The 25,211-nt window shown below is 38.5% G+C and carries 24 protein-coding genes; 3 read left to right on the forward strand and 21 right to left on the reverse strand.

From position 1 onward, the window contains the following. Positions 1-24 precede the first annotated feature (24 nt). Positions 25-867 carry a DegV family protein gene (locus tag ED2_RS03145; RefSeq protein WP_005878537.1) on the reverse strand — a complete coding sequence of 281 codons (843 nt, stop codon included), beginning with the start codon at positions 865-867 and terminating at the stop codon, positions 25-27. A 127-nt stretch (positions 868-994) separates the two neighbouring features. Here ED2_RS03145 and trhA point away from each other — a divergent pair, with 127 nt between their 5' ends. Further along, positions 995-1,648, forward strand: a complete 654-nt coding sequence (trhA, locus tag ED2_RS03150) for a PAQR family membrane homeostasis protein TrhA (RefSeq protein WP_005878539.1) — start codon at positions 995-997, stop codon at positions 1,646-1,648. Between the two features lie 118 nt (positions 1,649-1,766). On the opposite strand, the gene ED2_RS03155 is transcribed toward trhA, so the two are convergent. The 8 genes from ED2_RS03155 to ED2_RS03190 all read right to left on the reverse strand — a co-directional run bounded on the left by ED2_RS03155 (position 1,767) and on the right by ED2_RS03190 (position 10,374). Next, entirely contained in the window at positions 1,767-2,282 is a 516-nt protein-coding gene (locus ED2_RS03155) for a dihydrofolate reductase (RefSeq protein ID WP_005878541.1), read from the reverse strand. Positions 2,283-2,300: 18 nt separating this feature from the next. Continuing rightward, the gene (locus ED2_RS03160) at positions 2,301-3,248 is read right to left on the reverse strand and encodes a thymidylate synthase (RefSeq protein WP_005878543.1); all 948 of its coding nucleotides are present in this window, start codon (positions 3,246-3,248) and stop codon (positions 2,301-2,303) included. A gap of 10 nt (positions 3,249-3,258) precedes the next feature. Beyond that, complete coding sequence (locus ED2_RS03165; RefSeq protein ID WP_060789690.1) at positions 3,259-5,145, reverse strand: ABC-F family ATP-binding cassette domain-containing protein; 1,887 nt, start codon at positions 5,143-5,145, stop codon at positions 3,259-3,261. A gap of 268 nt (positions 5,146-5,413) precedes the next feature. Continuing rightward, positions 5,414-7,513: a cation:proton antiporter gene (locus ED2_RS03170; RefSeq protein WP_016176821.1), complete on the reverse strand. Its 2,100-nt coding sequence runs from the start codon at positions 7,511-7,513 to the stop codon at positions 5,414-5,416. A gap of 12 nt (positions 7,514-7,525) precedes the next feature. After that, positions 7,526-7,801: a hypothetical protein gene (locus ED2_RS03175; RefSeq protein ID WP_005878548.1), complete on the reverse strand. Its 276-nt coding sequence runs from the start codon at positions 7,799-7,801 to the stop codon at positions 7,526-7,528. A gap of 246 nt (positions 7,802-8,047) precedes the next feature. Next, complete coding sequence (locus tag ED2_RS03180) at positions 8,048-8,503, reverse strand: hypothetical protein (RefSeq protein ID WP_005878550.1); 456 nt, start codon at positions 8,501-8,503, stop codon at positions 8,048-8,050. A gap of 301 nt (positions 8,504-8,804) precedes the next feature. Beyond that, on the reverse strand, positions 8,805-10,016 hold the full coding sequence (locus ED2_RS03185) for a CCA tRNA nucleotidyltransferase (protein WP_005878551.1): 1,212 nt from the start codon (positions 10,014-10,016) through the stop codon (positions 8,805-8,807). Positions 10,017-10,038: 22 nt separating this feature from the next. Beyond that, entirely contained in the window at positions 10,039-10,374 is a 336-nt protein-coding gene (locus ED2_RS03190) for a nucleotide pyrophosphohydrolase (RefSeq protein WP_005878553.1), read from the reverse strand. Positions 10,375-10,525: 151 nt separating this feature from the next. Here ED2_RS03190 and ED2_RS03195 point away from each other — a divergent pair, with 151 nt between their 5' ends. Further along, entirely contained in the window at positions 10,526-11,401 is an 876-nt protein-coding gene (locus ED2_RS03195) for a YitT family protein (protein ID WP_005878555.1), read from the forward strand. A 90-nt stretch (positions 11,402-11,491) separates the two neighbouring features. Here ED2_RS03195 and ED2_RS03200 read toward each other — a convergent pair whose 3' ends face one another. From ED2_RS03200 to ED2_RS03245, 10 genes are all read right to left on the reverse strand, one after another. Beyond that, complete coding sequence (locus tag ED2_RS03200) at positions 11,492-12,070, reverse strand: ReoY family proteolytic degradation factor (RefSeq protein WP_016176822.1); 579 nt, start codon at positions 12,068-12,070, stop codon at positions 11,492-11,494. Between the two features lie 5 nt (positions 12,071-12,075). After that, positions 12,076-13,335 (reverse strand): tetratricopeptide repeat protein, encoded by a 1,260-nt coding sequence (locus tag ED2_RS03205; RefSeq protein WP_005878560.1) that lies wholly within the window; start codon positions 13,333-13,335, stop codon positions 12,076-12,078. After that, on the reverse strand, positions 13,332-14,381 hold the full coding sequence (locus ED2_RS03210; RefSeq protein WP_016176823.1) for a hypothetical protein: 1,050 nt from the start codon (positions 14,379-14,381) through the stop codon (positions 13,332-13,334). The genes ED2_RS03205 and ED2_RS03210 overlap by 4 nt, the downstream gene beginning before the upstream one ends. Before the next feature lie 580 nt (positions 14,382-14,961). Next, positions 14,962-15,237 (reverse strand): non-specific DNA-binding protein Hbs, encoded by a 276-nt coding sequence (hbs, locus tag ED2_RS03215; RefSeq protein ID WP_002290178.1) that lies wholly within the window; start codon positions 15,235-15,237, stop codon positions 14,962-14,964. Between the two features lie 244 nt (positions 15,238-15,481). Next, complete coding sequence (gene der / locus ED2_RS03220; protein ID WP_005878566.1) at positions 15,482-16,792, reverse strand: ribosome biogenesis GTPase Der; 1,311 nt, start codon at positions 16,790-16,792, stop codon at positions 15,482-15,484. A 333-nt stretch (positions 16,793-17,125) separates the two neighbouring features. After that, positions 17,126-18,358 (reverse strand): 30S ribosomal protein S1, encoded by a 1,233-nt coding sequence (rpsA, locus tag ED2_RS03225; RefSeq protein ID WP_005878568.1) that lies wholly within the window; start codon positions 18,356-18,358, stop codon positions 17,126-17,128. 135 nt (positions 18,359-18,493) lie between these two features. Next, complete coding sequence (gene cmk / locus ED2_RS03230; protein WP_005878569.1) at positions 18,494-19,171, reverse strand: (d)CMP kinase; 678 nt, start codon at positions 19,169-19,171, stop codon at positions 18,494-18,496. A 185-nt stretch (positions 19,172-19,356) separates the two neighbouring features. Beyond that, positions 19,357-19,992 carry an SAG1386/EF1546 family surface-associated protein gene (locus ED2_RS03235; protein ID WP_005878571.1) on the reverse strand — a complete coding sequence of 212 codons (636 nt, stop codon included), beginning with the start codon at positions 19,990-19,992 and terminating at the stop codon, positions 19,357-19,359. Positions 19,993-20,061: 69 nt separating this feature from the next. Beyond that, on the reverse strand, positions 20,062-21,468 hold the full coding sequence (locus ED2_RS03240; protein ID WP_016176824.1) for a RecQ family ATP-dependent DNA helicase: 1,407 nt from the start codon (positions 21,466-21,468) through the stop codon (positions 20,062-20,064). Next, positions 21,452-22,477 (reverse strand): helix-turn-helix domain-containing protein, encoded by a 1,026-nt coding sequence (locus ED2_RS03245; protein ID WP_016176825.1) that lies wholly within the window; start codon positions 22,475-22,477, stop codon positions 21,452-21,454. Before ED2_RS03245 ends, ED2_RS03240 begins: the two co-directional genes overlap by 17 nt. A 31-nt stretch (positions 22,478-22,508) precedes the next feature. On the opposite strand from ED2_RS03245, the gene ED2_RS03250 reads away from it, so the two are divergent. Then, on the forward strand, positions 22,509-22,727 hold the full coding sequence (locus ED2_RS03250) for a ferredoxin (RefSeq protein ID WP_005878576.1): 219 nt from the start codon (positions 22,509-22,511) through the stop codon (positions 22,725-22,727). A gap of 126 nt (positions 22,728-22,853) precedes the next feature. On the opposite strand, the gene ED2_RS03255 is transcribed toward ED2_RS03250, so the two are convergent. Next, positions 22,854-23,582: an alpha/beta hydrolase gene (locus ED2_RS03255; RefSeq protein WP_016176826.1), complete on the reverse strand. Its 729-nt coding sequence runs from the start codon at positions 23,580-23,582 to the stop codon at positions 22,854-22,856. 203 nt (positions 23,583-23,785) lie between these two features. Then, positions 23,786-25,126 carry a M20 family metallopeptidase gene (locus ED2_RS03260; RefSeq protein WP_005878580.1) on the reverse strand — a complete coding sequence of 447 codons (1,341 nt, stop codon included), beginning with the start codon at positions 25,124-25,126 and terminating at the stop codon, positions 23,786-23,788. Between the last annotated feature and the right edge of the window lie 85 nt (positions 25,127-25,211).

Genomic DNA, 25,211 nt, shown 5'->3' on the forward strand with positions numbered 1-25,211 from the left:
CCTGTCTTATCCTCTCAAATTAAATTAATCGACGTAATACATGATCGCAAAAGCGTTTTTACCTGTATGCGTAGCAATAACCGGATTTGTGTGCAGAACGGGGATATTCATATCTGGGAACAATTCTTGCAGCCCTTCCTTAAACTCTTGAGCGAGTTCTGCGGCATCAGCATGAGAGATACCGATTTGTCGAACATTTGGCAAAGCCTTTAGTTCTTTTTTCAAATTGTTGAACCATTTATCAAATGTCTTTTTGCCTCTGCCTTTTGCAACTGGGATCAATTCACCATGGGTAAAATTCATGACAACGCGGATATTCAAGACACTAGAAAGTAGCCCAGTGGTCCGACTGATTCTGCCACCCTTGACCAAATTGTCTAAAGTAGATATTCCAATATAAAGTGTTGTATTTTCTTGCACTTTTTGGACTTCTTTTAGAATTTCTTCTGCCGATTTTCCTTCTTTTGCTAATTCAGCTGCTCGAATTACTTGAAAGGACAGCCCTTGGTCGGTGGTGTCGCTATCGATCACCGTTACTTTTGTTTTTGTTAGATTACTTGCTTGGCGAGCCGCTTCGACAGTGCCACTTAATCCTTTTGTCATATGGATCGAAATGACTTCGCTGCCATCTTCTCCAAGAGAATCATACATCGAAATAAACTCCCCAATTGGTGGTTGACTCGTTTTTGGCAATGACTTTGCTTGTGCCATCATTTCCATAAACTTTTCTCCACTTAACTGATCATCATCAGGATAAACCACACCGTCGATCATTATCGCTAACGGCATCACGTGGATATCTAAATTATCTCGCACACTTTTTTCGATTGTACAAGAAGAATCTGTTACGATTTTTACGTTTGTCATTCTATCTCACTCTTCCTTTAACAAGATGCCCTCTTCGTGGTAAACTAAAATAAAGGCAATTACTCTTTTTAGTATAACAGACAAGTCTGGTTTTTTCATTAAATACATTCGGGAAGGAGCCGTTTTCATGGAAAACACAAAATTCAATCGTACCTATCGTATTTTAAACGAAGTCTTCAATGCTGTCACACATGGTATCGGAACTGGGCTAAGTATTGCTGGTTTAGCGATTCTTTTAGTGAAGGGTGCTAGACTCCATTCATCCGTCCATGTCGTCTCCTATGCCATCTATGGCTCTATGATGATTTTACTATTTTTGACTTCTACCTTGTTTCATGCGCTGATTTTCACGAAGGCAAAAACAGTCTTTCAAGTACTGGATCACAGCACTATTTTTCTGTTGATTGCTGGTAGTTATACTCCTTTTTGTTTGATAAGTATTCGTGGCTGGTTAGGTTGGACTTTGTTTGGGGCCATCTGGCTATTTGCGATTTTGGGGATCATTTATAAATCATTGACCCTTCATAAGCAACAGCGAGTCTCAAAAATCTCCACGCTTATTTATATTTTGATGGGATGGCTCTGTGTAGTGGCAGCGGGTCCTTTGTACCACTCATTAAGTCTAACTGGGGTGATTTTGCTAGTTGCTGGCGGTCTCTCCTATACCATTGGTGCCTTTTTTTATAGTTTGCATTCCATTCGTTTTATGCATGTGGTGTGGCATCTCTTTGTTATGTTAGGCGCTGGTTTTATTTACTTTTCAGTCTTGTTTTATACCTAAAAAAGAGACCGAAACAGAAGCAGTGAACTCTGTGAAAGTCACTTTCTGTTTCGGTCGTATATTCATGCTTGAGCGTGAGCCAAAAGTATTCTTTACTTTTGCCTCACGCTCATCTTTTTTATTCGGGAGATTCTTCTGATTGGGTTTCTTTTCTTTGATAGGTTTCAAACTGGTGATTGTAACGATTTTTTTCATCTGTTTCTCCTTGACTGACATTGATCATTGACCAATCCTCCCAGTCAAGCGTAGGAAAGTAGCTATCGCCTTCGAACGTGTGATGGATCACTGTACGATAAAGGACTGTACAAAAAGGGAGAAATTCCTTGTAGATCGTTGATCCTCCAGCAATAAAAATAATTCCATCCGTTTCCTTCTCATACGCTAACACTTCGTCTATACTATGCATCACCATTACACCTTCTGCTGTATAATCCCGATTGTGCGTCAATACAATCGTGTGACGATTTGGCAGCGGACGACTCCCCATTCCTTCAAACGTTTTTCTGCCCATGACCAGAGTGTTCGATTCAGTCATTTGTTTGAAGAATTTCAGATCATTGGGTAATCGCCAAGGTAGCTTATTCTCTTTTCCAATCAAACCATTCTCATCTTGTGCCCAGATTGCAGCTAACATACGCTCATCCTCTCTACCTTATACTGCGATAGGTGCTTTGATAGAAGGATGTGGATCATACCCTTCTACTTTGATATCTTCCATATCAAAATCAAAAACAGAGGCTTTTTCTGTGTTCAATTTCAATGTAGGAAATGCACGAACCTCGCGTGATAATTGTTCTTTCATTTGCTCGACATGATTGGAATACAAGTGTGCATCGCCTAAAGTATGGATGAATTCTCCGACTTCTAGACCTGTTTCATGTGCGATCAGATGTGTCAATAACGCATAACTTGCAATATTGAATGGTACGCCTAAAAAGATATCGCCACTCCGTTGGTATAACTGACAGCTGAGACGACCGTCAGCAACGTAGAACTGAAACATTGTATGACACGGTGGTAATGCCATACTTGGTACGTCTTCTGGATTCCATGCTGAAACGATCAAACGTCTTGAATCGGGTGTTTTTTTGATTGATTCAATCACTTCTTTGATTTGATCAATGAAGCCCCCTTCTTTTGTTTCCCAATGACGCCATTGATATCCATAGATGTGTCCAAGATCGCCAAATTTTCTAGCAAAGTCATCGTCAGTCAAGACTTTTTCACAAAATAGCTGATGTTGTTCTTTGTATTGCTCGTTGAATACTGGATCAGTCAAACTTCGATGACCAAAGTCTGTCATGTCAGGACCTTGATATTCGTCACTTTTGACATAACGTTCAAATGCCCACTCATCCCAAATGTGATTATTGTTTTGCAACAGAAAACGGATATTCGTATCTCCTTTTAAAAACCACAGCAATTCACTTTTGATCAATCCGAAAGGAACACGTTTAGTCGTCAGTAATGGAAAGCCTTTTTGCAGATCAAACCGCATTTGGTACCCAAATATGCTCCGTGTACCTGTACCTGTACGATCGCCTTTTTCATGTCCTTCTTCGAGTAGTTTTCTTCCTAAATCGAGATATGCTTGCTCCATGTTACTCCTCCTATTCTTCTGCCCATTCACTTAGGTATTCCCATCGTGCCATCTTTTCTTCTAGTTTACTTTCAGTCTGTGAAACCTCCGTTTGCAATTCCTGCAAGCGAGTAAAATCATCTCCTTGATGATTCATTTCTTCTTGAAGTTGGTCGATCTTTTCTTCAAGTACAGCGATCTCATCTTCAATCGTTTCCCATTCTTTTTGTTCCATATAAGAAAGCTTCTTTTTCGTTGCCGCTTCTTTTACTGGTTCTATTTTTCTTTTTGTTTTGTCACTTGTTTGCTCTGCTTCTTTTTGTTTGCTCAAGTAGCTCGACATATTTCCATAATATAATTCTTGTCTTGCATCTCCTTGGAACACCAACAGTTTTTCTGCAACTTTATCTAAGAAATAACGGTCATGGGAAACTGTGATCACAGCTCCTGGGAAACTTCTAAAATAATCTTCTAAAATCGTTAAAGTCGCAATATCCAAATCATTCGTTGGTTCATCTAAAAGCAACACATTCGGTTGTTGGATCAATAATTTCAACAAATACAAGCGACGTTTTTCGCCACCAGAAAGTTTCTTGATCAACGTTCCATGCATAAATCGTGGAAACAAAAATCGTTCGAGTAATTCTGCTACACCGATCTGCGTACCATCCGCCGTTTGTGCTTCCTCTGCCGCTTCCTGTAAATAAGCAATCATCCGTTTTTCAGGATTCATTTCTTCATTTTCCTGCGTGTAATAAGCGAAACGTACTGTTTCCCCTACCGAAAGAGTTCCTTTGTCTAATGGGATACGGCCAGCTAAGATATTCAGTAATGTTGATTTTCCAGCACCGTTTTTCCCAGTGATCCCTAGTCGTTCCTTTGATTGGATCAATAACTCAAAATGATCCAATAGCTGTTTGCCATCGATAGCATAGCTACCGTCTTTTATTTCTAATACTTTTTTCCCTAAACGTTTTGTTGCGATATTCAACTCAAGATCTTCTTCGTGATTCACTTGATAGAGATTTTCTTTGAGGTCTTCAAACCGATTGATCCGTGCCTGCTGTTTTGTTCCCCGTGCTTGTACACCAGCACGCATCCAAGCTAATTCCTGTTTGTAAAGACGTTTTCGTTTTTCTTCCTGCTCAACTCCCACACGGTCTCTTTCTGCCTTTTCTAGTACATAGGCTTCATAATTTCCTTTATATTCGTGGAGTTTTCCAAACGCAAGTTCAAAGATTCGATTAGTCACGCGGTCTAGGAAATAACGATCATGTGTGACCATCAGCAATGCGCCGCGGTATTGTCTAAGATAATTTTCTAACCATTCGATTGCTTTATAATCAAGATGGTTCGTTGGTTCATCTAATAATAATAAATCAGGTTCATCGATTAATACTTGAGCTAAACTTACGCGTTTCTTTTGCCCACCAGAAAGTTCACCGATTTTTTTCTCTAATTCACTGATGCCTAATTTCTGTAAAATGATTTTAGCATTTGTATCAGTCGTCCAAGCATCTTCTTTGTTCATCTGTTCTTCGGCTTTTGAGTAACGTTTTTGGATTGCTGGATCATCCCCATTTGCAGACAGAGCAATCAGCGCCTCTTCGTATTCTCTTACTACACTGATCATCGGGCTATTCCCTTGAAAAACAGCTTGTAGCACCGTCAATCCTTCATCCAATGCTGATGCTTGCGAAAGATAACCAATGCGGTAATCATTCGGATAAAAAACAGTCTGACGATCTCCGTCACCTGTATCGATTCCCGCTAAAATATTTAGTAGACTTGTTTTCCCAGTCCCATTTGTCCCAATCAGACCAATACGATCTTTTTCATGGATCAAAAACGAGATTCCATCGAACAAATCTTTTTCTCCATAAGTTTTTTTGAGGTCAGTTACTTTTAATTCTTTCAATACATTCCCTCCTCGTCTTGGACATTGTATCATAAACAATTTGTTTATAGATATGTTTTTCTAATAAAAAAGGAGCGGTCGAGACAGAAATATTTCACGCCAAGAAATAAAAAGGGAATCATGGAAATCGCTTTTCAAGTATTTGTGAATTTCCATTTATTTTCCGATGGATTAGCTTTTTACTATTCCAATTTTGTCTAGATCGTAGTATAAAAAACAGCGGATAGCCGAAAGAAAGTTTTCAACTATTCGCTGCCAATCAACAGATTCATTTTTTATTACTATCGTTCATTTCTGCTTCAGATAAAGGTTTTCTCCTCTTTCTTAAAGCAAATCTAAACGAAAAATTATCGGTTGGTTTATTCATTGTATAGGATTCTAATAAGTTGATATTTTTACGGTAAATGTTCGCAGAAAATGTCGTTATCTTTTCTGCTTCTTCATACTCATCAACGATTTTACGTTCAAGGTAATAGCCTCGCAGCATCCTTTTTGAAAACAGACTATCTTGTTGGATCAGCCACGCTGAAATAAGATTTCCTGAAACCATTTTGATTCCTTGGATTTTTCTTTGTTGAATAAAAAAATCAACCATTGTTTCATCGTAAACATCTGTTAAGTTTTCTAAACTTTCAATGATCAATTGTGTATTTTTTTGATAGGTATTTCGGATTTCCTGTATATCTTTTTCTGAAATAAATGTTTGTCGATCAGAATGGCGTCGTTCCCAGAACATCTTAGGATGCAAAATGATCCGGATCAATCGACGAACGAAGATAAACCAAAAACCAATGAATGAGAGAAATTGACTAGTGATCGAGTGCTCGAAGTTCGAAAGAAAACGAGAATAAAAACGATAGCCATTAGCAGAAAGCTTTCCTGAACGAAAACTTTCATCTAATCCGTCACGTTCGATCGATAGTATGAGTGCTTGGATCTCCTGTACTTCTTGTTTCTCATCGTCAGAAAGATCTGCTAAATATAAATCACGAATCCGTTCCTGATAGTTTTCGATCACCGCATCTGTCGCTAAAAATTCTTTGGAATCCTTGTCTAATTGTTTCATTTCAGATTTCAATATGGCAACAACTTCTTCTAAGATCATCAATGCATTCAGATCCGTGCTTTTCGCTTCTTCTGTTTCAGTCAACATTGGTAACACAACGATACCCACGATCAGAGTAACCAAGATCACTCCGGCGGTCAAAAACAAAAGTAACGATCGTTGGTAGAACATCATGTTATTGATCGAAAAAGGCAGGATAAAGATCGTTGCTAAACTCACTGTTCCTTTTACTCCACCAAACGTCAAGATCAATATTTCATTCAACTGTTTTTTACAATTTTCAAAACCATCTTTGAAGATATAAAAGAGGCTGATCGATACAAAACGGATCACAAACAAGATAACAGAAATCAACAAAATCGTTGCTAGGAGCAAGCCGTTTGGATAGACACCATCTCCCCAAACAGGTGAAAAGACTTGTGTAAGTTCGATCCCTAGAAAAATGAACACTAACGCATTAAGGGTAAAGGCAATCGTTGTCCATGTACTATTGGATAAACTCGATAATTCTGCATCAAACACCGTGATTTTTCTAAAACCGGAAGCCTGTAGTATTCCGGCTGCCACTGCGGCAATAATTCCTGAAACATCAAATACTTCTGCTAAAACATACGCTAAAAATGGCAATAACAATTCAATCAATAAATAGCCTGTGACATCCCTAGCCGAAGCTTTCTCAATCAAGTTGATGACTTTTCTTTTGACCCACACAAGTAAGAAACCTACAACTGCTCCGCCTATACTTGATATCACTAAACTAAATCCAGCATGGACTGCTGAAAATGAACCGGTGATCAAAGCAGCTAACGCAAATTGAAACGCGGTAACGCCAGATGCGTCATTCAGCAATCCTTCGCCTTCCAAAATGTGCATCGCCTTTTTAGGGATATTTACTCGTCCAGACAATGAACTGACTGCTACAGCATCGGTCGGACCGAGTGCTGCGCCAAAAGCAAAACAAGCGGCAATCGGGACACTTGGTAATAGAAAAGATAAGGTCACTCCAACTCCGACCAGTGTCAAAATCACACCACCGAAAGCTAAAAACAAAATCGTATCGAAGTTTTTAAGTATCGAGGAGATATCTGCTTTTTCACCTTCTCTAAATAGCAACGGGGCAATGATCATGACCAGAAATAATTCCGGTTCAAAATTGATGGATTGCCCCCATTTAGTCAAGCCTAAGACAATTCCTAGGAATATTTGTATCAGTGGAGCTGGAATCATTGGTAAGATGCGGCTAGCTATATTAGATAGCGTAATCGTTACTGCAAATACAATAACTAACTCTGCAAATTCCATGGTCCATCCCCTTTATTTTTTATTTTGAGCAAGTACCTTCAGAAATTGTTCTTTCTTTTTCAATATTTTATTTTCTACCGCTTCGACTTGAATCGCATTCCCTTCCAGTTCACACTGTACGCGTTTGGATTCCAAACGCAATAGATCATGTTTCAAGCGCTCTAACTGGCGGTACATGAGTATATTTCTTTTACGCAACTTACAAAGAATTTGACGACGATCTTCCATTGAAAATACGCCGTAACGATCATACAACAATTTTTTTTGTTGTTCAAAACTCTCTCTCATTTTTAAGATCTCCTATATACAAACTTTTACCATTATAACAAAAGCTAGTGTAAATGAAAAACAACCAAGTTTCTCTTAAACTATTCTATACTTTTAGCTGTTCATAAGTTTGCTTCAATTTCCGAAGCTTATTCTATTCCAAAAAACATAAAATAACAAGTACAGAAAAAAAGCCAAGAAAATGGACATTTATACGCGACTGTCCTCCCCTTCTTGGCTTATGATCGTCCGGCTTACATGACGGATCTATTCAAAAAATTCTCCATAAACATCGTCTACTCGTTGCTCTGGATTGATTACGATATAAAGATTGCCTGTTTTTTCACTGATTTTTGTTGATTGATATTGATTATCTAGACCTTCTGTTCCTTTATCAAGGTATGGGAAATAAACAAGGTCTGGTGTACCATTACGGTATAGGATTTCCATGCGTTCGATATCTTCATATTTCAATGCGCGATTGAACATTCCCATCTCAAGTCCGCCCAAATTGATATCATGCGTTGCTACTGAATCCCCTTCATGGAAGATTTCGATTTTAAATCCAGCACATGGATGGATCTCCATGAACTCACTGCCGTTGATCCGACCAAAGCTAGTTGTAATTTGTTTGATCCACAAGTCCCCGATATGACGACGGTTGATTGTCCAAGTTTCGCCGTTTCGGAAATAAAATTTTAGCGCTGTCATTTCTTTACTCATTAAAAAATCCCCTTTTTGACGTCATTTATTCTGGTTCATCTTTAGTTTAGCATAAACATCGCTTCATGGTCACATCTAACGTTTTTTACCAGAAAATCCTCTACAGGAATAAGGCTGGGACAGAAGCGTTTAACTCCGAGAAATAAGAAGAAATCAACGAAAATTGCTTTTCAAATTTTTGTGGATTTCGGCTTATTTAAGAAGGAGTTGCTTCTACTCCCACCGTTTATTCGTTTTTAAAGAATGAGACAAAAGTGTTTCTTACTTTTGTCCCACACTCGTGAGCAATACCTTTGAATTGTCAGATCCCTATATTTTGCTCTTTCAAATAAACAAGTAGTTCATCTTTGTCGTTAGCAACTGCTCCTGTAATAACGCCACGTTCAGCTAATTGCAACGCTTCACTTACCCATTTTCCAGGCTTTTTTTGACTTGTTTCTAACAATAGATTTCCATCAATAGAAAGTTCACTTAACGATTTGATAGGAAGCTTATCATAATTTGCCGTCACTTGCTGCAACTCAGGTGTTTCAGCAAAATAGCCGATCAGCTCCTCTACGTTCAAAGCGGATTCTCTTCCCAAACGGTATAAATCAAGTGCCTCTAAAAAGTGCTGTTTACGTTGTTTCAATCCATATACTAATAACTGGACCTCTTTGATCATCTGATTGGAACATTTCCATTGTTTTAAAAATGAACGGATTTCTTTTTCTTCAAGACCTAATTGATCGATCAGCAATGTCCATGCCTGACTTTCTGTTCTCAACGTTTTTTTAGGTAAATCAGCGAAACGCAATAATGCTTCACCATATTCCTTCAGTCCTGGACAATAAACGTAGCATTCTGTTTCAACAAAGGCACGAAGTCCTGCCGAACGCTCTTGTCCTAGCAACATCTTGACAAACTCGACATTGATACGTTCTACAGAGATTTTTTCTAATAGATGATGGTTTTCTTGAATTGCTAGCGCCGTCTCTGCCTCAAGTTCGAATCCTAACTGGCTAACAAATCTCAAGCCACGCATCATGCGCAACGCATCTTCATGGAATCGTTCATGGGGGTTTCCCACAGCTCGAAGGACCTGGTTCTCTAAATCAGATAGTCCGTCAAACAAATCAATGATTTGTCCATCTTCCTTTAAAGCAAATGCATTGATGGTAAAATCCCGTCGCTTGAGATCTTCTTCCAATGAACGGACAAATTCAACACTATCAGGTCTTCTATAGTCCTGATACGTCGATTCCGTACGAAAGGTGGTGATTTCGTATTGCTCATCGTCAACTAGAGCCAACACTGTTCCATGTTCGATACCAATATCGATTGTTTTCGGGAAAAGTTGTTTGATTTCTTCTGGAAATGCGCTTGTAGCGATATCCACATCATGAATGTTTTGTTTCAAAAGGGTATCTCTGACACTTCCTCCCACAAAATATGCTTCAAAACCTGCATTCTCTAGTTTTTTCAATACTGGGATGGCTTTTTCATACTCCTGTGGTAATTCTTTTAATTTCATCATTTTCCCTCTTCCGTGTCTCTTATTTCTCTTCATTTCGTTCAAATCGATCATGATCTCGTTGATTGAATTTCGCCATATTCTTTTCAAAGATCTCTGTTAGATCTATTTCTAAAGAATTCGCCATGATCATCGTCACAAATAATACATCTCCTAATTCTTCCGCAACAGAATTGTCAGGTTCAGAGGCCTTTTTACTTTTTTCTCCATATGTATGGTTCACTTCTCGTGCTAGTTCGCCTACTTCTTCGGTTAATCGAGCCATCTGCGCCAGCGGTGAAAAATAGCCCACCTTGAATTGTTGGATATAGTCATCTACTTCTTTTTGCATACTTTTTAATGAACGTTCGTCACTCATCTGTTTCACCTCACACACTATCTTACCAAAATTTTCTGCCAAATCCTAGGCAAGAGCAATTGTGAAAATGAATATTCCATGCTACATTATGTAAGGAAATGTAAAAAGTTGAAATATTTTGAAAAATTAATCATTTGAAAGTAGGGATTTGATGACTTCATTAAAAACAATCAAAGAGATAGTGCTTATCATTATCGGGACAAGCATCTATGCTTTTGGTTTAGTTTATTTGAATATCGCTAATCAATTAGCAGAAGGCGGTGTATCAGGTATCACCTTGATACTTAAAGCACTTTTTGGGATTGACCCCGCCTATTCTACCTTATTTATCAATATACCGTTGATCCTTATCGGTGGTAAGATCCTCGGTAAACGTTCCTTGGCTTACACCGTCTTAGGTACGCTCTCACTGTCTGCATTTCTTTGGATCTGGCAACGTGTACCTTTACAGATCAATCTGCAACATGATCTGCTGATCGTATCGTTACTTGCTGGATTAGTTGCTGGTATCGGTAGCGGTCTCGTTTATCGGATGGGTGGAACAACCGGTGGTAGTGATATCATCGCACGGATCTTAGAAAAAAATTATGGCATCTCCATGGGGCGTTCGTTGTTGGCGCTAGATGTCATTGTCCTACTTGCTTCCCTTTCCTATATTGATCTAAAACGAATGATGTACACCTTGATCGTCTCTTACGTATTTAGTCGAGTCATTGATTCGATTTTAGACGGTGGCTACGCTGCTAAGGGAATCTTGGTCGTATCGAATAAAAATGAAGAGATTGCGCCACTCCTTATGACGGGTTTAGAACGTGGTGTGACGTTTTTATCTGGTGAAGGTGGTTTTTCTGGACAGTCGAAGAAAATCATCTACATCGTCGTTAGTTCAAGTGAAATAACCGAAGTGAAGCGAATCATCCATGATATTGATGAAAAAGCATTTGTTTCTGTGATCAACGTCCATGAAGTAGAAGGAGAAGGGTTCACTTATCTTAAACCTCAAACAAAATTGTTGAAGCGATTATAATAACCAAACTGCCTGATTTCGCCCATCAAAAAAACCCCGTATTTCCTGACTTTGGAAATACGGGGTTTTAAAATACTTTTTTACGCCTTGTTACGGACGTTCTCGTGTCTGCTCGCTCATTTCCGAACTATTTTTGAGAATGAGCCGATTGACCTCATCTGACAATGCAAGAAATGCATCTTTGTCTTTTTTTTCTAATGCTTGATCGATTTGTGCATAGAGCATCTTCAACCGTGCTTCTTGCTCTTTTTCTTTAAAGTAATGTTCGATCAATTCTGCATCTTCTTCACTGATCGAATCATCCCATGAAGCAAAAGGATTATCTTCCAATATCATTAAATACTCTCGTGTTTGCCACGCATTCTCAAATAAGCATTCTACATATAATGGTCTTTTCCAATTCAAACGGATCTCATGAAAAATTTGATCTGTATCGGTAAATTCTTTTCCTTCCAAAAACAGCTTCATTGGTTCCCCATCGAAAGACAGATCACTAATCTGTAAGCCGCGGTTTGCTTGGTTGGCTCCCTCCACGAAGTGAACATTACTCAATATCGCTTCATGGTTTGCTAAATAATTTAAGATCCAAAAAACTTCCCTTCGACTAAAAGAGACGTGATTCACCATCCAAGTCAAAAAATTCTTTTTTTCTCTTACATCTATCAGCATCTTTCTCACCTCTCTGCTAGATCATCTAAGACTGACAGTGCCTCCAAATCTCCAGGTTCATGTTCTAAATAATGGGTAAGTAATTCTCGTGTTCGCTCTAGTTGTCCTTCCTCACGTAAGAAAAAGGCATACTCTTTCAGAAAGTCTGGTTCATGTTCTAGTTCATGATACGCTTGTTCATAATGGACAGCCGCTACAGCGAAATCTTCTAGTTCATTATACGCATGGGCTAGATTCCATTCTGCATAAGGATTAGCTGTTTCCTCCATCTGGTTCACGACTTCGATCACATCTTCATATCTTTCATCATCTAGATAAAGATTACTTAACGTCAATAACGTTTCATCTTGTTTTTCTCCTAACTCAAGCGCTTCTAACAGCAGCTTTTCAGCCTTTTCTTTATCATGAAGTCGAAACGCATTCTCTGATGCCAAATGATAAAGTTCTACTTGATATGGATTTTCCTTTATTCCTTCTTCTAAAACTTTTTGAGCCTCTTCAATCAGTTCTTCTTCCTGTAATGCTTGTCCTAAATAAAGATATAAAGACTGATATTGCGGATTGACTTCTCGCAACTCTTGGAGATAATTGATGGCTTTTTCATTTTCTTTTAGTTGAAGATTTGTAAAAGCAAGTTGGAAAAGACGGTCATCTGTTCGTTCCTCTTGGAGTGCTTTCTCTAATGGTTCGATCGCCGCTTCAAATTCTCCTTGCATGCTAAGCGATTGACCCATGCGTTCTTGCATAGAAATACCAGAGATTTCATCTATGTCAGAAGATAGCAGACGTTCATAGATCATTGCTGCTTCTTTAAAACGATCAACTGAAAAATAAAGTTCTGCTAAAGCAAATTGGATCAGCGGTTCTTCTGGTAATAACACTGCTGCTTCCTTCAATTTTGCTTCACTGACCTCTGGTATGCCAATTACTTGATATAGATCAGCAATCGCTAATAAAGCTTGTGGGTAATATTCACTGTCTTTAGAAATTCGTTCTAAATAATCAAACGCTTGATCGATCTCATTGTCTTCGATCGCAATCTCCGCTAATGGAATATTCAACTCGTCATTTTCAGGATATTGTACGAGTAACTGCTCATAGATTTGTTTCGCTTCTTCTAAGAAACCGAGTGCTAATAATTCTTCTCCCAATTCAGCTAATACATCTGCTGGATCTTCTTTTAGAGCCTGTGCTAGATATAGCTGTGCTTGCGTTAAGTCTTCCTCTGATAATGCTTGTAGCATCTTTTCACTATTTGTATTCATTTAATCCCTCTTATCTCATTGACAATCTTTTCGTAAGTTGCCATAGTTTTCAATAATTCTTTCTCAGTTGGTGATTGGTAACCACCTATTATACCGATTTCTTCCAAAATGAGAATTTTTTTGCTTTTTTCAGCTAATTGCAGAACATTTTCTAAATAATCCGTTTTCGATAGCTGCTCTGGCCAATCGATTGGATAATTGAGATGCTTTAACCATATAAAGAAATTTTTTAATTGAAAAGGCATATTTGTGATCTCTACGTTCCAAACAAGTTGGAAAAGCATCCCTAGCAATTTTTTCATACTGGCAGATAATAAATGCCCGTTTTCTGACAAATAAAAAGCTTGTTCAAACAGTTTACCATAATTTGCGAGTTTGTCAGCCTCTTCTTGATAAAAATAGATCATTTCTTCCAACATCCCAGTAAACGGTCGATGGTATAACTGCTGCGTAGTTGGATAATTTTTATATAATGTCTGTAAAAATGAGTGATCACATAGGATCCCACAAAAAACAAAAGTCAAAAAATCGATTTGTTTGCCACTGATTTGTTTTTCACTGATGGTTTGATCGTAGACGATTCGTTCTGGGAGGGTCTGCGTTTGAAGAACAACTTGGTTAGGCAGCTGTAAAATGATTCGCTCTGGCGTCAATGCCCGAGCCATCGAGCGAATAGATACCGGAATAAGCCATAGCTTCGATTCCAGCGGTGTATGTTTTTGAAAAAAGCCAGCCAAGTCCATGATCCCTTCATTTCCAAAACCGATAATGAGGAATGCTTCATTTTCAGGATAACGTTTGGCAAAAGTAAGTAGATTGCTTAATTCAATCAAATGATTGCATTGCGTGTTTGCACAGATGTACCAATCAATCTTACGAGGATTCACAAACAACTGATTGATTTTATCAGCAAATAAGTCATAATACCGCTGATTCGTCAAAAACAGCACAGATTGCTCGATCTTCATAGACTTTAACTGACTAACTAAAGTTTCTGCATAAAAGATTTTAGCTATTTCACCATGCAACTCATAATCCAATTCCATGTGCATCCCTCCTTTACCTTATTTTACCATTAGTAAGTAAAAACGAAAAAGGATAAGATATGTATAAAGGTTGTGAAAAGGCTGTTCTGCATCAAGCAATAAGAATGAACAGAGAAAAACAGCTTCTCATGTTTTTCATCTGTTTAGGCTTATTGTTGAAGATGCAAGCCTTTGAACACCGTGGATAAAGGTTGTGAAAGAAGCGTACAGCTCCGAGCAAATAAGAACTGGATTTCTAAAATAGCTTCTCATATTTTGGAAATCTAGAGCTTATTGCTGAGGAGTTGCTTCTTGAACACCGTGGATAAGGTTGTGAAAAGACAGTTCAGCTCCGCCGACAATAAGAATGGATTTTTTCGAAACAGCTCTCCATGTTTTGAAAAATTCAGACTTATTTCAAGGAGTTGGTCTTTGAACACTATGGGCTAAGTTGTAAAAAGATCCGCTCCACGAAACTTGACTAGTTCCTACAATTCATGAGAGCGAACGAGGAGCCTTTTTCATTTTTTTATGCTTAAGCCACGTCATGTATAAAGAAAAGCACCTGTAGCATGAGAGCTACAAGTGCTTTTTAGCTGTCTTATTTAACAGCATCTTTCAATGCTTTACCTGGTTTGAATGCAGGTACTTTGCTAGCTGGGATTTCGATTTCTTCACCAGTTTGTGGGTTACGTCCTTTACGAGCTGCGCGTTCGCGAACTTCAAAGTTGCCAAAACCGATTAATTGAACTTTTTCGCCGTTAGCTAAAGCATCTTGAATAGTTGAAAATACAGCATCTACTGCTGCAGTTGCATCTTTTTTAGTTAAGTCAGTAGCTGAAGCAACTTTTTCGATTAATTCTGCTTTGTTTGCCATGGATAGATTCACCTCCTCCACAAGAGATATGATGTAAAACATCAGTTTAGTTAAAAACATTCTGAGTGGTCCAGAAGTTTAAAAGAAATATTGATCAAGTTCAATATTCTGTTATCACGATATCATATGAACCGCTTAATAGCAAGGTTTTTACCAATTTTCACATGCTTTTTTTAGTCATGAAAACGTAATATTTAAAACCAACTATTTTTTTTGAAAAATTCTACTTGATGTGTTAAAATGCCTATTTTCTTCTTCTAGGAATGATGCGAATCGATGTCCCTTCAAAGGTAAATGCTTTTCGAATTTGGTTTTCTAAGAAACGTTCATAAGAAAAGTGCATCAACTCTTCTTCATTGACAAAAACAACGAAGGTCGGTGGCTTAACAGCTACTTGAGTTGCATAGAAGATTTTTAAACGTTTTCCTTTATCCGTTGGTGTCGGATTGATGGCCACTGCATCCATGATGATATCATTAAGAACAGCAGATGATACCCGTAAGTTTTGATTCATGCTTACATCTTCAATCATTTCAGGCAAACGTTCAAGGCGTTGCTTTGTGACTGCAGAAACAAAAACGATCGGTGCATAATCGAGATAGCGGAATTCTTCGCGGATTTCTTGTTCAAAATCACGCATCGTATTCGTTTCTTTCTCGACAAGATCCCATTTATTTACCACAATGATCACACCACGGCCAGCTTCATGAGCATAGCCCGCTACTCGTTTATCTTGTTCGCGGATTCCTTCTTCTGCGTTCAATACCATCAAAACAATATCAGAACGATCGATGGCACGCATCGCACGCATCACACTGTATTTCTCAGTATTTTCGTAGACTTTTCCGCGCTTTCTCATCCCAGCGGTATCGATCATCAAGAATTTTTGACCATTTTCTGATACAAAGTGCGTATCGATTGCATCACGTGTAGTTCCTTCAATATCAGAAACAATGACACGATCTTCTCCCAAGATTGCATTGATCAAAGAAGACTTACCGACGTTTGGACGACCAATCAGACTAAACTTGATCGTATCATCATCTTCCTCTTCATTCTCATCAGAAAAGAATTTCACTGCCTCATCCAAGATATCACCAATACCTAATCCATGGCTCCCAGATACTGGGTATGGATCGCCTAACCCTAATGAGTAGAACTCATAGATGTCATTTCTCATTTCAGGATTATCTACTTTGTTAACAGCTAATATCACTGGTTTGTTACTACGATATAATATTTTTGCAACGACCTCATCCGCATCAGTGACACCTTCACGTCCACTAACCACACAGATGATCACATCCGCCTCTTCGATGGCGATCTCAGCTTGGTGTTTGATCTGATCCATAAATGGTTCATCACCTAAATCGATCCCACCTGTATCGATCACGCTAAACTCACGACCTAACCATTCACCTTTTGCGTAAATGCGATCGCGAGTTACTCCAGGAGTATCTTCGACAATCGAGATACGCTCACCAGCGATGCGGTTAAAAATCGTAGACTTACCGACGTTCGGGCGGCCAACGATTGCAATTGTTGGATTTGCCATAGTTATTTCCTCCTCACAAGTTTCCAATCTTATTCAGTTTAACGAATGTCTCACTAACTTTCAAGCATAGACTGACAAATAAACAAAGTATTTATCTTCCTTTCAGGCAAAAACAGCTTTTTGATCGTAAAACCTGTCCTATTTGAAAGTTACAATCAAAAAAAAGTCTATTCTAGCCTACTATACTAAAAAGTTCTCTCGAAGTTACGGATTCATATTTACTATTTCCGCTACTTCCCCCTAACTTCAAACAACCATCAAAAACAAAAAACGAATCAAAAACCTTTTTAAGATTTTCGATCCGCTTGCTTTTGATTTTACCAAACGATACGATTATTTTTCTGAATCGTCTGATGTGTTTCCTTCTACTTCTTCTTTTAATGCATCCCCTAAAAGATCTCCCATTGTAAATCCAGTATTTTCTTCTGGCAATTCATAAGATTCTACATCTTTAGGTTCTTCTTCAGAAGCTGGTTTTTCTTCTAAAGCTTTGATGCTAAGAGCAATACGATGCTCTTCAGGATTTACTTCTAGCACTTTCACTTTCACATCATCGCCTTCATGAAGAACTTCATGAGGTGTAGCGATATGTTTGTGTGAGATTTGAGAAATGTGAACAAGTCCTTCTACCCCAGGGAATACTTCCACAAAGGCACCAAAACTTGTCAAACGCTTCACTTTACCGTCTAAGACTGATCCAGCTGGCGCTTTTTCTTCGATATCTGACCAAGGTCCAGGCAACGTATCTTTGATTGATAATGATACACGTTCCTGTTCTGGGTTGATAGATAGTACTTTCACTGTTACTTCATCGCCTACAGCTAAGACATCACTTGGTTTAGCAACATGGCTATGAGAAATCTCAGATACATGGACTAGTCCATCGATTCCGCCTAAGTCAACGAAAGCACCAAAATCAGTAAGACGTGCTACACGACCATCGATCGTGTCGCCTTCATGAATATTTGCTAAAACTGCTTTTTTCTTCTCTTCTTTTTCAGTTTCGACAACTGCTTTATGTGAAAGGATCAAGCGATTTTCTGAAGGTTCGATTTCAACGATTTTGAACGTCAACGTTTGCCCTTTGTATTCTGAAAAATCAGCAACAAAATGGTCTTCCACCATTGAAGCTGGTACAAAGCCACGAACGCCTACATCAACGACCAATCCGCCTTTCACGACGTTTGTCACTGGTGCTTCGATCACATTTCCAGCTTGGAAATCTTTTTCGATATCTTCCCATACTTTTTTTGCATCTAAACGACGTTTGGAAAGTAAATAGCTCCCGTTTTCTTTATCTTTGCCAATCGTACTGATAACAACTAGATCCAAGACATCTCCAACTTTTACTATATCGTTGATTTCTTCGACAGGTGAAGTTGACAACTCTTTTGCAGGAATGACGCCTTCTACTCCAGCCCCTTCGATCCCTACAACCACTTGTTTGTCTTCGATTACTAACACTTCGCCTTTGACAACATCACCGACATTTACTTCTTGGACGCTATTCATTGCATCTTCCATCGATTGATTGCTATCTGTTTGATTTTGTTCAAATTCTGTCATAACACTTGTCCTCCTAACCAACATTCTGCCGTAACCACGGTACTGCTTTAAGTTTAATTGATTATTTAAAAAAAATAAAGCGATTTCGTTTGTTTTACTCTAAAAAAAGCGGAATTTTCGTAATTTTTCATTTTTTTACAAACGATAGCCTTTTTCGTTGACTACATCTTTGATTGCTTGCACGACTTGCGGGATCGATTTACCAGTAGTATCGATTCGAACTGCATCTTCTGCTTGTTTCAATGGAGATGCTTTTCTGGTGGAATCATAATGGTCGCGTGCTTGGATCTCTTCCGTCAATGTCGCTAAATCTGTAGGGATTCCTTTTTCGAGATTCTCTTTATATCGTCGCTGTGCTCGTTCAGTGACACTGGCAACTAAAAAGATCTTCACTTCTGCCTGTGGCAATACTGAAGTTCCGATGTCACGTCCATCCATCACGACTCCTCCGTCTTTAGCAATTTGACGTTGGATCGCCACTAACGCTTCACGCAGCTTTTTATGTGCTGAAACTTCCGAAACAGCTCGAGTCACATCTGGTTGACGGATAGCTGTTGTAACATCTTCGTCTGCTACCCATACATGCTGCCCATCAATTTCTTGACTAAAAGAAATCGGATAGTGATCCAATAATTCTACTAACTTCGTTTCGTCTGAAAAAGCAATCTGATGAGTTATAGCCAGATAGGTCACTGCGCGATACATTGCTCCTGTATCAGTATAAATATAGTTGAAATCTTTTGCTAAAATTTTCGCAACAGTACTTTTTCCTGAAGAAGCAGGTCCGTCTATTGCAATACTGATTCTTGTCATTTTCTAACTCCCTTTTCTCAAAAAAGAAGGGGCTGCGACCAAAGTCACTGCGCCTTCTTTTTTTACAGTCAACAGTGCAAACAACTTCATGGATGCACTCTTTTTTTATCTACCTTCATACAAAAAGAGACTGTAGAAAAAGAGTCTTGAGTATCAGATGACTCTTTTTCTAACATGTCTCATGATTATTTAATTCGTAACTCTTGTCCTGGGTAAAGGAAGTAGTTGTTTGGATCGATCCCATTTAATTCAAACAGTTGATCGATCGTAATACCTGCACGCTCTGCAACTTGTTTAGGACCTTCACCTGATTGGACCGTTGTAGTTGAACCTGCTGGCGCAGTAGATGAAGAAGATGGTGTCGTTTCAGCCGCCGCACTACTTGAAGGTTGTACTTCCTCTTGATCTACAACAGATGAAGAAGGAGTTGCTTCTCCTTGACTAACACTGCTGCTTGAAGGAGTAGTTTCCACTGCTGCTTGACTCTCAGAAGTACTTTCAGATTCTTTACTTGATTCTACAGCCGAAGATTCTTCTTTTGTGGAAGAACTTTCAACCAATGATGATGTTGTCGAAGAAGATGATGCACTTGATGCACTATTCGTTGAACCGTTTCTGATCCAGAAATAAGCTCCTGCTGGAATCGCGATACATAAAACTAATAGAACTAAAAAGAGAGACAAGAATAATGTATTGCCTTTCTTTTGTTGTCGTTGAGAACTTCTTGAAGAAAATTCATCTTCCGTATCATAGATCGGTTGTTCCCATGGTTCTTGTGTTTCGTTATTTTCTGATGATTGATGTCGATCTTTTCTGCTCACCTTGTTAACCTCCTAAATTCTTTCGTGAGTATTATACCATAGTAAGAACTCCATTGTCTTAAAAAAATGCTATCCTTTGTTTTTTTTAAACAAATTTAGTAAAATCTCCTGCCACGAGCTTTTCTGTATAATTGGTGGTGTTATTGTTTTTGCTTCTCCATATAACTCTGCTCCGTCTTTATCACAACATTGTATTGGCTTGTCGACCAATTTTTCACCAAAATAATCAAGAATCAATTCTCTTCGACAAGTTTCACTATTGATATAATGAAGCATTTGCTGTAAGCGATACTGCTTTGCTTTTTCTTGTGCCTTTAATCGATCCACCCATTGTTGCGGATCAGTCATTTTTTCAACGACCTCCAACCACTTTTGCTGTACTTCATCAAAAAATTCGTTGTTATCAAGATCATTTTCTAGATAAAATTCAAATACTTGGCGTTGTTCTCTTGACAATTGGTTAAAGAAATAATGGATACGCTCATTGTTTTTTTTGTATAACAAAATTGCTTTGCTTGGTTGCTGATCCCTGCCGGCTCGACCAATCTCTTGAACATAATTTTCTAAACTATCTGGCAGATCATAATGGACGACTGCTCGGATATCTGGTTTATCGATACCCATTCCGAAAGCATTGGTAGCAACTAGAAATTGTAATTTATTTTGACTGAACTGTAACTGCAACTGTCTCCTTTGTGAAGCATCTAATCCACCATGATAATAGCCAACTGAAAATGATCCTCGATACAATTGATACAGTCGTTCCACTTCTTTTTTAGTCGCACAATAGATGATCATTGAGCCATTCGCCTGTTTCATCAAAGTAGCTAATTCTTCATCTTTGTCTTCCGTTTTTCTGACAAATAAAGAAATATTTTTACGATTGACAGAATGACTCACTACTTGCGGTGGCAAATCAAAAAGCACCTTTTCGATATCCTGTTGAACAACCGTTGTCGCCGTTGCCGTCAATGCGAGCGTCACGGGTGATCCTAACCGTTTACCAATCACTCCCAATTGCTGATATTCCGGACGAAAATCCACTCCCCACTGAGAAATACAATGGGCTTCATCAATGACATATAAGCCTATTTTTTGTCGTTGCAAAACATTCAGAAGCTCTTTTTGAGTCAACATCTCTGGACTTAAAAACAAAAATTTATATTCTGCTAGATGTTGCAGCACATAAGCTTTTTCTGATTTAGACAATAAACTATTGTATGCAACTACTCTTTTCTCTCCTTGCTTTTGAAGCTGTGTGACCTGATCTTCCATCAGCGATAGAAGCGGGGAAACGATGACTACTAGCCCTTCCCTCAAATAGCCAGTTAGCTGATAGCATAGACTTTTCCCATTGCCAGTTGGTAAGACAGCTAGCACATTTTGTTCTTGCAAAAGGGCTTGGATAATTTCTTCTTGACCTGGTCGAAAAGATGAAAAACCAAATCGTTTGCGTAGCTCATCGATCAGTTCCATGTTCAAGTTCTCCTTTCAATAGACCAAGTTGATAAAAGCGGAATTCTCCGTAATCTAGAGAGAACTGCGCATTTATTTCTCGATAATTCCAAGAACGGACATCATTCAACCGACTAAGAGAGTCCACTGTTTTCTTTGAAATCATCGTTGTGTAAGGAAAATCATCAAAAAAAAGCAACCATTCAATCAAGTGATCTGTTACTGTTCCTTTTTTTAGTTGACGCACAGACATCACTTGTTCAACAGAATATCCTTCTAAAATAAGCTTTCGCGTAATCAGCATACTCTGATTTAGATTCTGATCAAATAGCGGCTTGAGCAATCTAAAAAGTAAGAAGTCATTTCTTTTTTCGAGATTCTGTAACATGACATGAATTGCTTTTGCTTCGAATAACGTTGCTTGAGTTTCTTGTTTATCCGTCAATTGATAAGGTAAAAGCCCTAAGTCATGTTCTCCTGAAAATTGATTGGCTAGAAAGTCAGCCAATTCTTCTGGCATCCCAGTAAACAACGCTACGAATTCCTGATAGATTTTTTCTGATAATTCTTCTCGGTTCAACTTTGTACTAGCTAGCCATCTTTTTATTTGGAATGTATAAAACGGACTTGTTTCAATCGGTAAATAATTTGCTGTACCATTTGTCAGATTCGAGACTACTTGGACAGCAAACTTGAGGAGACGCCAGCAAGTCAAATAGGTCCTGCCATATCGATCATAGTGGACTCCTTGATAAGAAAATTCGATTTTTTCTAATTTCTTCTTCCCAAGCGTGGTGATTGATGCGTGGTTATCAATCAGAACAATCAGCTTTTCTTGCTCCAAGCGAGTAATGATCGCCAAAAATTCTTCTTGCTTCAATGTTGGAAAACTCCCATGAACCAATAAAAGATCATTCAAAAAACTATAAATCAAAACAGACGTCGTACGCTTTCCACTAATTAGTTGAAATAGGCTAGATACCCTTAGCTTGTTTCTTGATAAAAATAAAGATAAAATAAATTCAGTCATATTAATCCCCTTAAGAATAGGATGGTTAGAAATGTCATTACTATGTAAACTCGTCCCTGAGCGTTGTATCGCTTGTGGCCTTTGCCAAATCGAGGCGCCAGATATTTTTGATTATGATGAAGAAGGCATCGTGCTATTTGCACAAGAGCCAGAAGCCCATCAACAATTCGTCTCTGAAAATGAAAAAGAACCCATACAAAAAGCCTACCAAAAATGTCCGGTAAGAGCAATCTTACTAGAAAGATCATAATACAGCTATCTCATTAACAAGAAAAAATTTAGAAGAAAGAAGAGGCTGGGACAGAAGTGTTTCTTACTTTTGTCCCACGCTCCTTCTTCTTGTGTCTTATTTGACCCTAAACAGCGACTGAGCAGATCACAGCCCAGCTAACCAATTCAGTAGAGTGTTGACGATTGCTGTTTGTTGATCTGCGTTCGTGATCTCCGCTTTTCCATCTCCCTTTTGTTCGCCATAACTACCAAAGCCCCCATGATTTCCACCTTCGATCGAAACATATTCTGTCTGCGTTGGCAAATATTCTTTTGCTGACTCATAAGCTTCTTGGTCCAATACCTGATCGTTGGAAGCAGTGATGCTCAAGATAGGTAGTTTACTTTTTGCAAGTGTTCCTTTTTTGTCAGGGTAACTTGCTAAATAAAAGATCCCTTTTAATTGTTGTTCTTTTGAGTTTGCATTCGCATAACGGCTTGCCATCACGCCACCCAGCGAATGGCCACCAATCACGTAATTTCTATCGGGAAAATCTTCTCTGATTTTATCTGCGCGGTTTCCACTCAAAATGGCTAAATCTAGCGGCATTTTGGCAATAGCAACAGTATAGCCGTTTTCTGCTAAATCATTTGCCCAAATACTGTAACTTTCTGGTTCTACTAATGCACCTGGGTAAAAGATCACTAAAGGTTCCTTTTTATTGTTCTTTTGTCCAAATAATAAGTAGTCTCCATTATCTTTGCCATGTTGAGAAGCTTGAGTTGCTTGCATGGAAGGCTCATACGTACTCTGTTGCAGATAGTAATAACCAGCGCCGCCTGCTATGCCTAATATGATGACTAAACCTATAAGTATTCGTTTAAATAATTTCACTGTCTCTCCCCTTTTTCAATCAATTTTATCTGATCATTATAAAGTTACACTAAGGAAATTACGCTGAAAATGCAACTATTTTTTACTGATTCCTGAGGTAAATAAATAAAGCGATCCTCAAGTGTTAGATTTTGCACTAACCTTTGAAGATCACTTCAAGAAATTTCTGATTCACACTATTTTTCAAAAAAACCTAGTGAAACTTATTTCCCACACAAACGATAAATCGCTTCTGCATAGATTTCCATCGTTTTATACATACTGCTCAATTCCCATTTTTCGTTTGCTTGGTGCATTAGGTCTGGTGTATCAGGGAATAAGGCACCAAAGGCTACACATTGATTCATCGTTCGCGCAAAGGTAGCTCCACCAGACACAAGTGGTTCGGTCATATCACCAGTGATATCACGATACGTTCCTAACAATTGTTGGATCAATTCGCTATCTTTTGGAACATAAAGTGAATCAAGGAAGTCGAACTCTTCATATGTCAAATCATATTTTTCAACAGTTTCTTTCATTTTTTCAACAAGATCTTCTTTTTTGAATGAAACAGGGATACGCATATCTACACCAATTTTTGTATGTTCTGGTGTGATTTCCAAATTAGCAAAGTTCATTGTCAATTCGCCTGACTGTTCATCGATTGTTTTACCTACCACTTTTTCACCAGTCGCATTTTCTTGTACTAATTGACCTAAAAATTGGATAGGTGCAAAATCAAATACTTCTGAAAGGGCAATGGCTAAACGTGAGATAGCATTGACACCTTCTGCCGCATCTTTTGCATGGATACTCTTACCAAGGACCACGATGCCATCACCTTTGTCTTCAAAATCGAAGTGATGTTTGTTCAATGCATCTTTAACTTCCGCTAATTTTTCACCTGAATAAGGTGCTTCATCAGGAACAACATTTAATGCTCCACCAGCATGAACAGAGAATTCACTTGTTCCAGGTCCAGTTAAATAAGCTTGTAATAGGCCTTTTTCTGCATAGATCAATGGGAAAACAGCATCTGGCGCAAAACCTTGTGTAACGCCTTCTTCTTTTTCATTGTATTTTTCTAGGCAACGCCATAGATTTTCTTCGTCTGTTCCGAAAATGAAACGAATACGCGTTTTGAATTCAACACCTGCATCCATCAGAGCTTTAACAGCATACATCGCCGCCATAGAAGGCCCTTTATCGTCTTCTGATCCACGTCCGATGATGAAGCCATCTTTTACAGTTGGATCAAATGGTTTTGTCTTCCAGTTATTTTCATCTCCGGCAGGCACCACGTCCATATGACATAAAATACCAAAGAGTTCATCTCCTGAACCAACTTCTGCATAGCCATAGTAACCTTCAGGATCTTTAAATGATTTGAATCCTAAACCTTCGGCGATTTCCAACACTTTGTCTAAAGCCGCAACAACTTTTTTACCAAACGGATGACCTTCACCAGAATCTCCTTCATCTAAAACAGACGGGATTCGAATCAACTCACTTAAAGATTCTACTGCTTGTTCATGATGTTGTTCAGTTACAAATTGTTTCATGTTTTTAACCTCCTAATATAATAAAAAGGTCATGTCAAAACAACAGACACAACCTCTTTTTTCAAAAATAATTAGTCTACAAGAG

The organism is Enterococcus durans NBRC 100479 = LMG 10746, assembly GCF_001544215.1.
GTDB lineage: Bacteria > Bacillota > Bacilli > Lactobacillales > Enterococcaceae > Enterococcus_B > Enterococcus_B durans.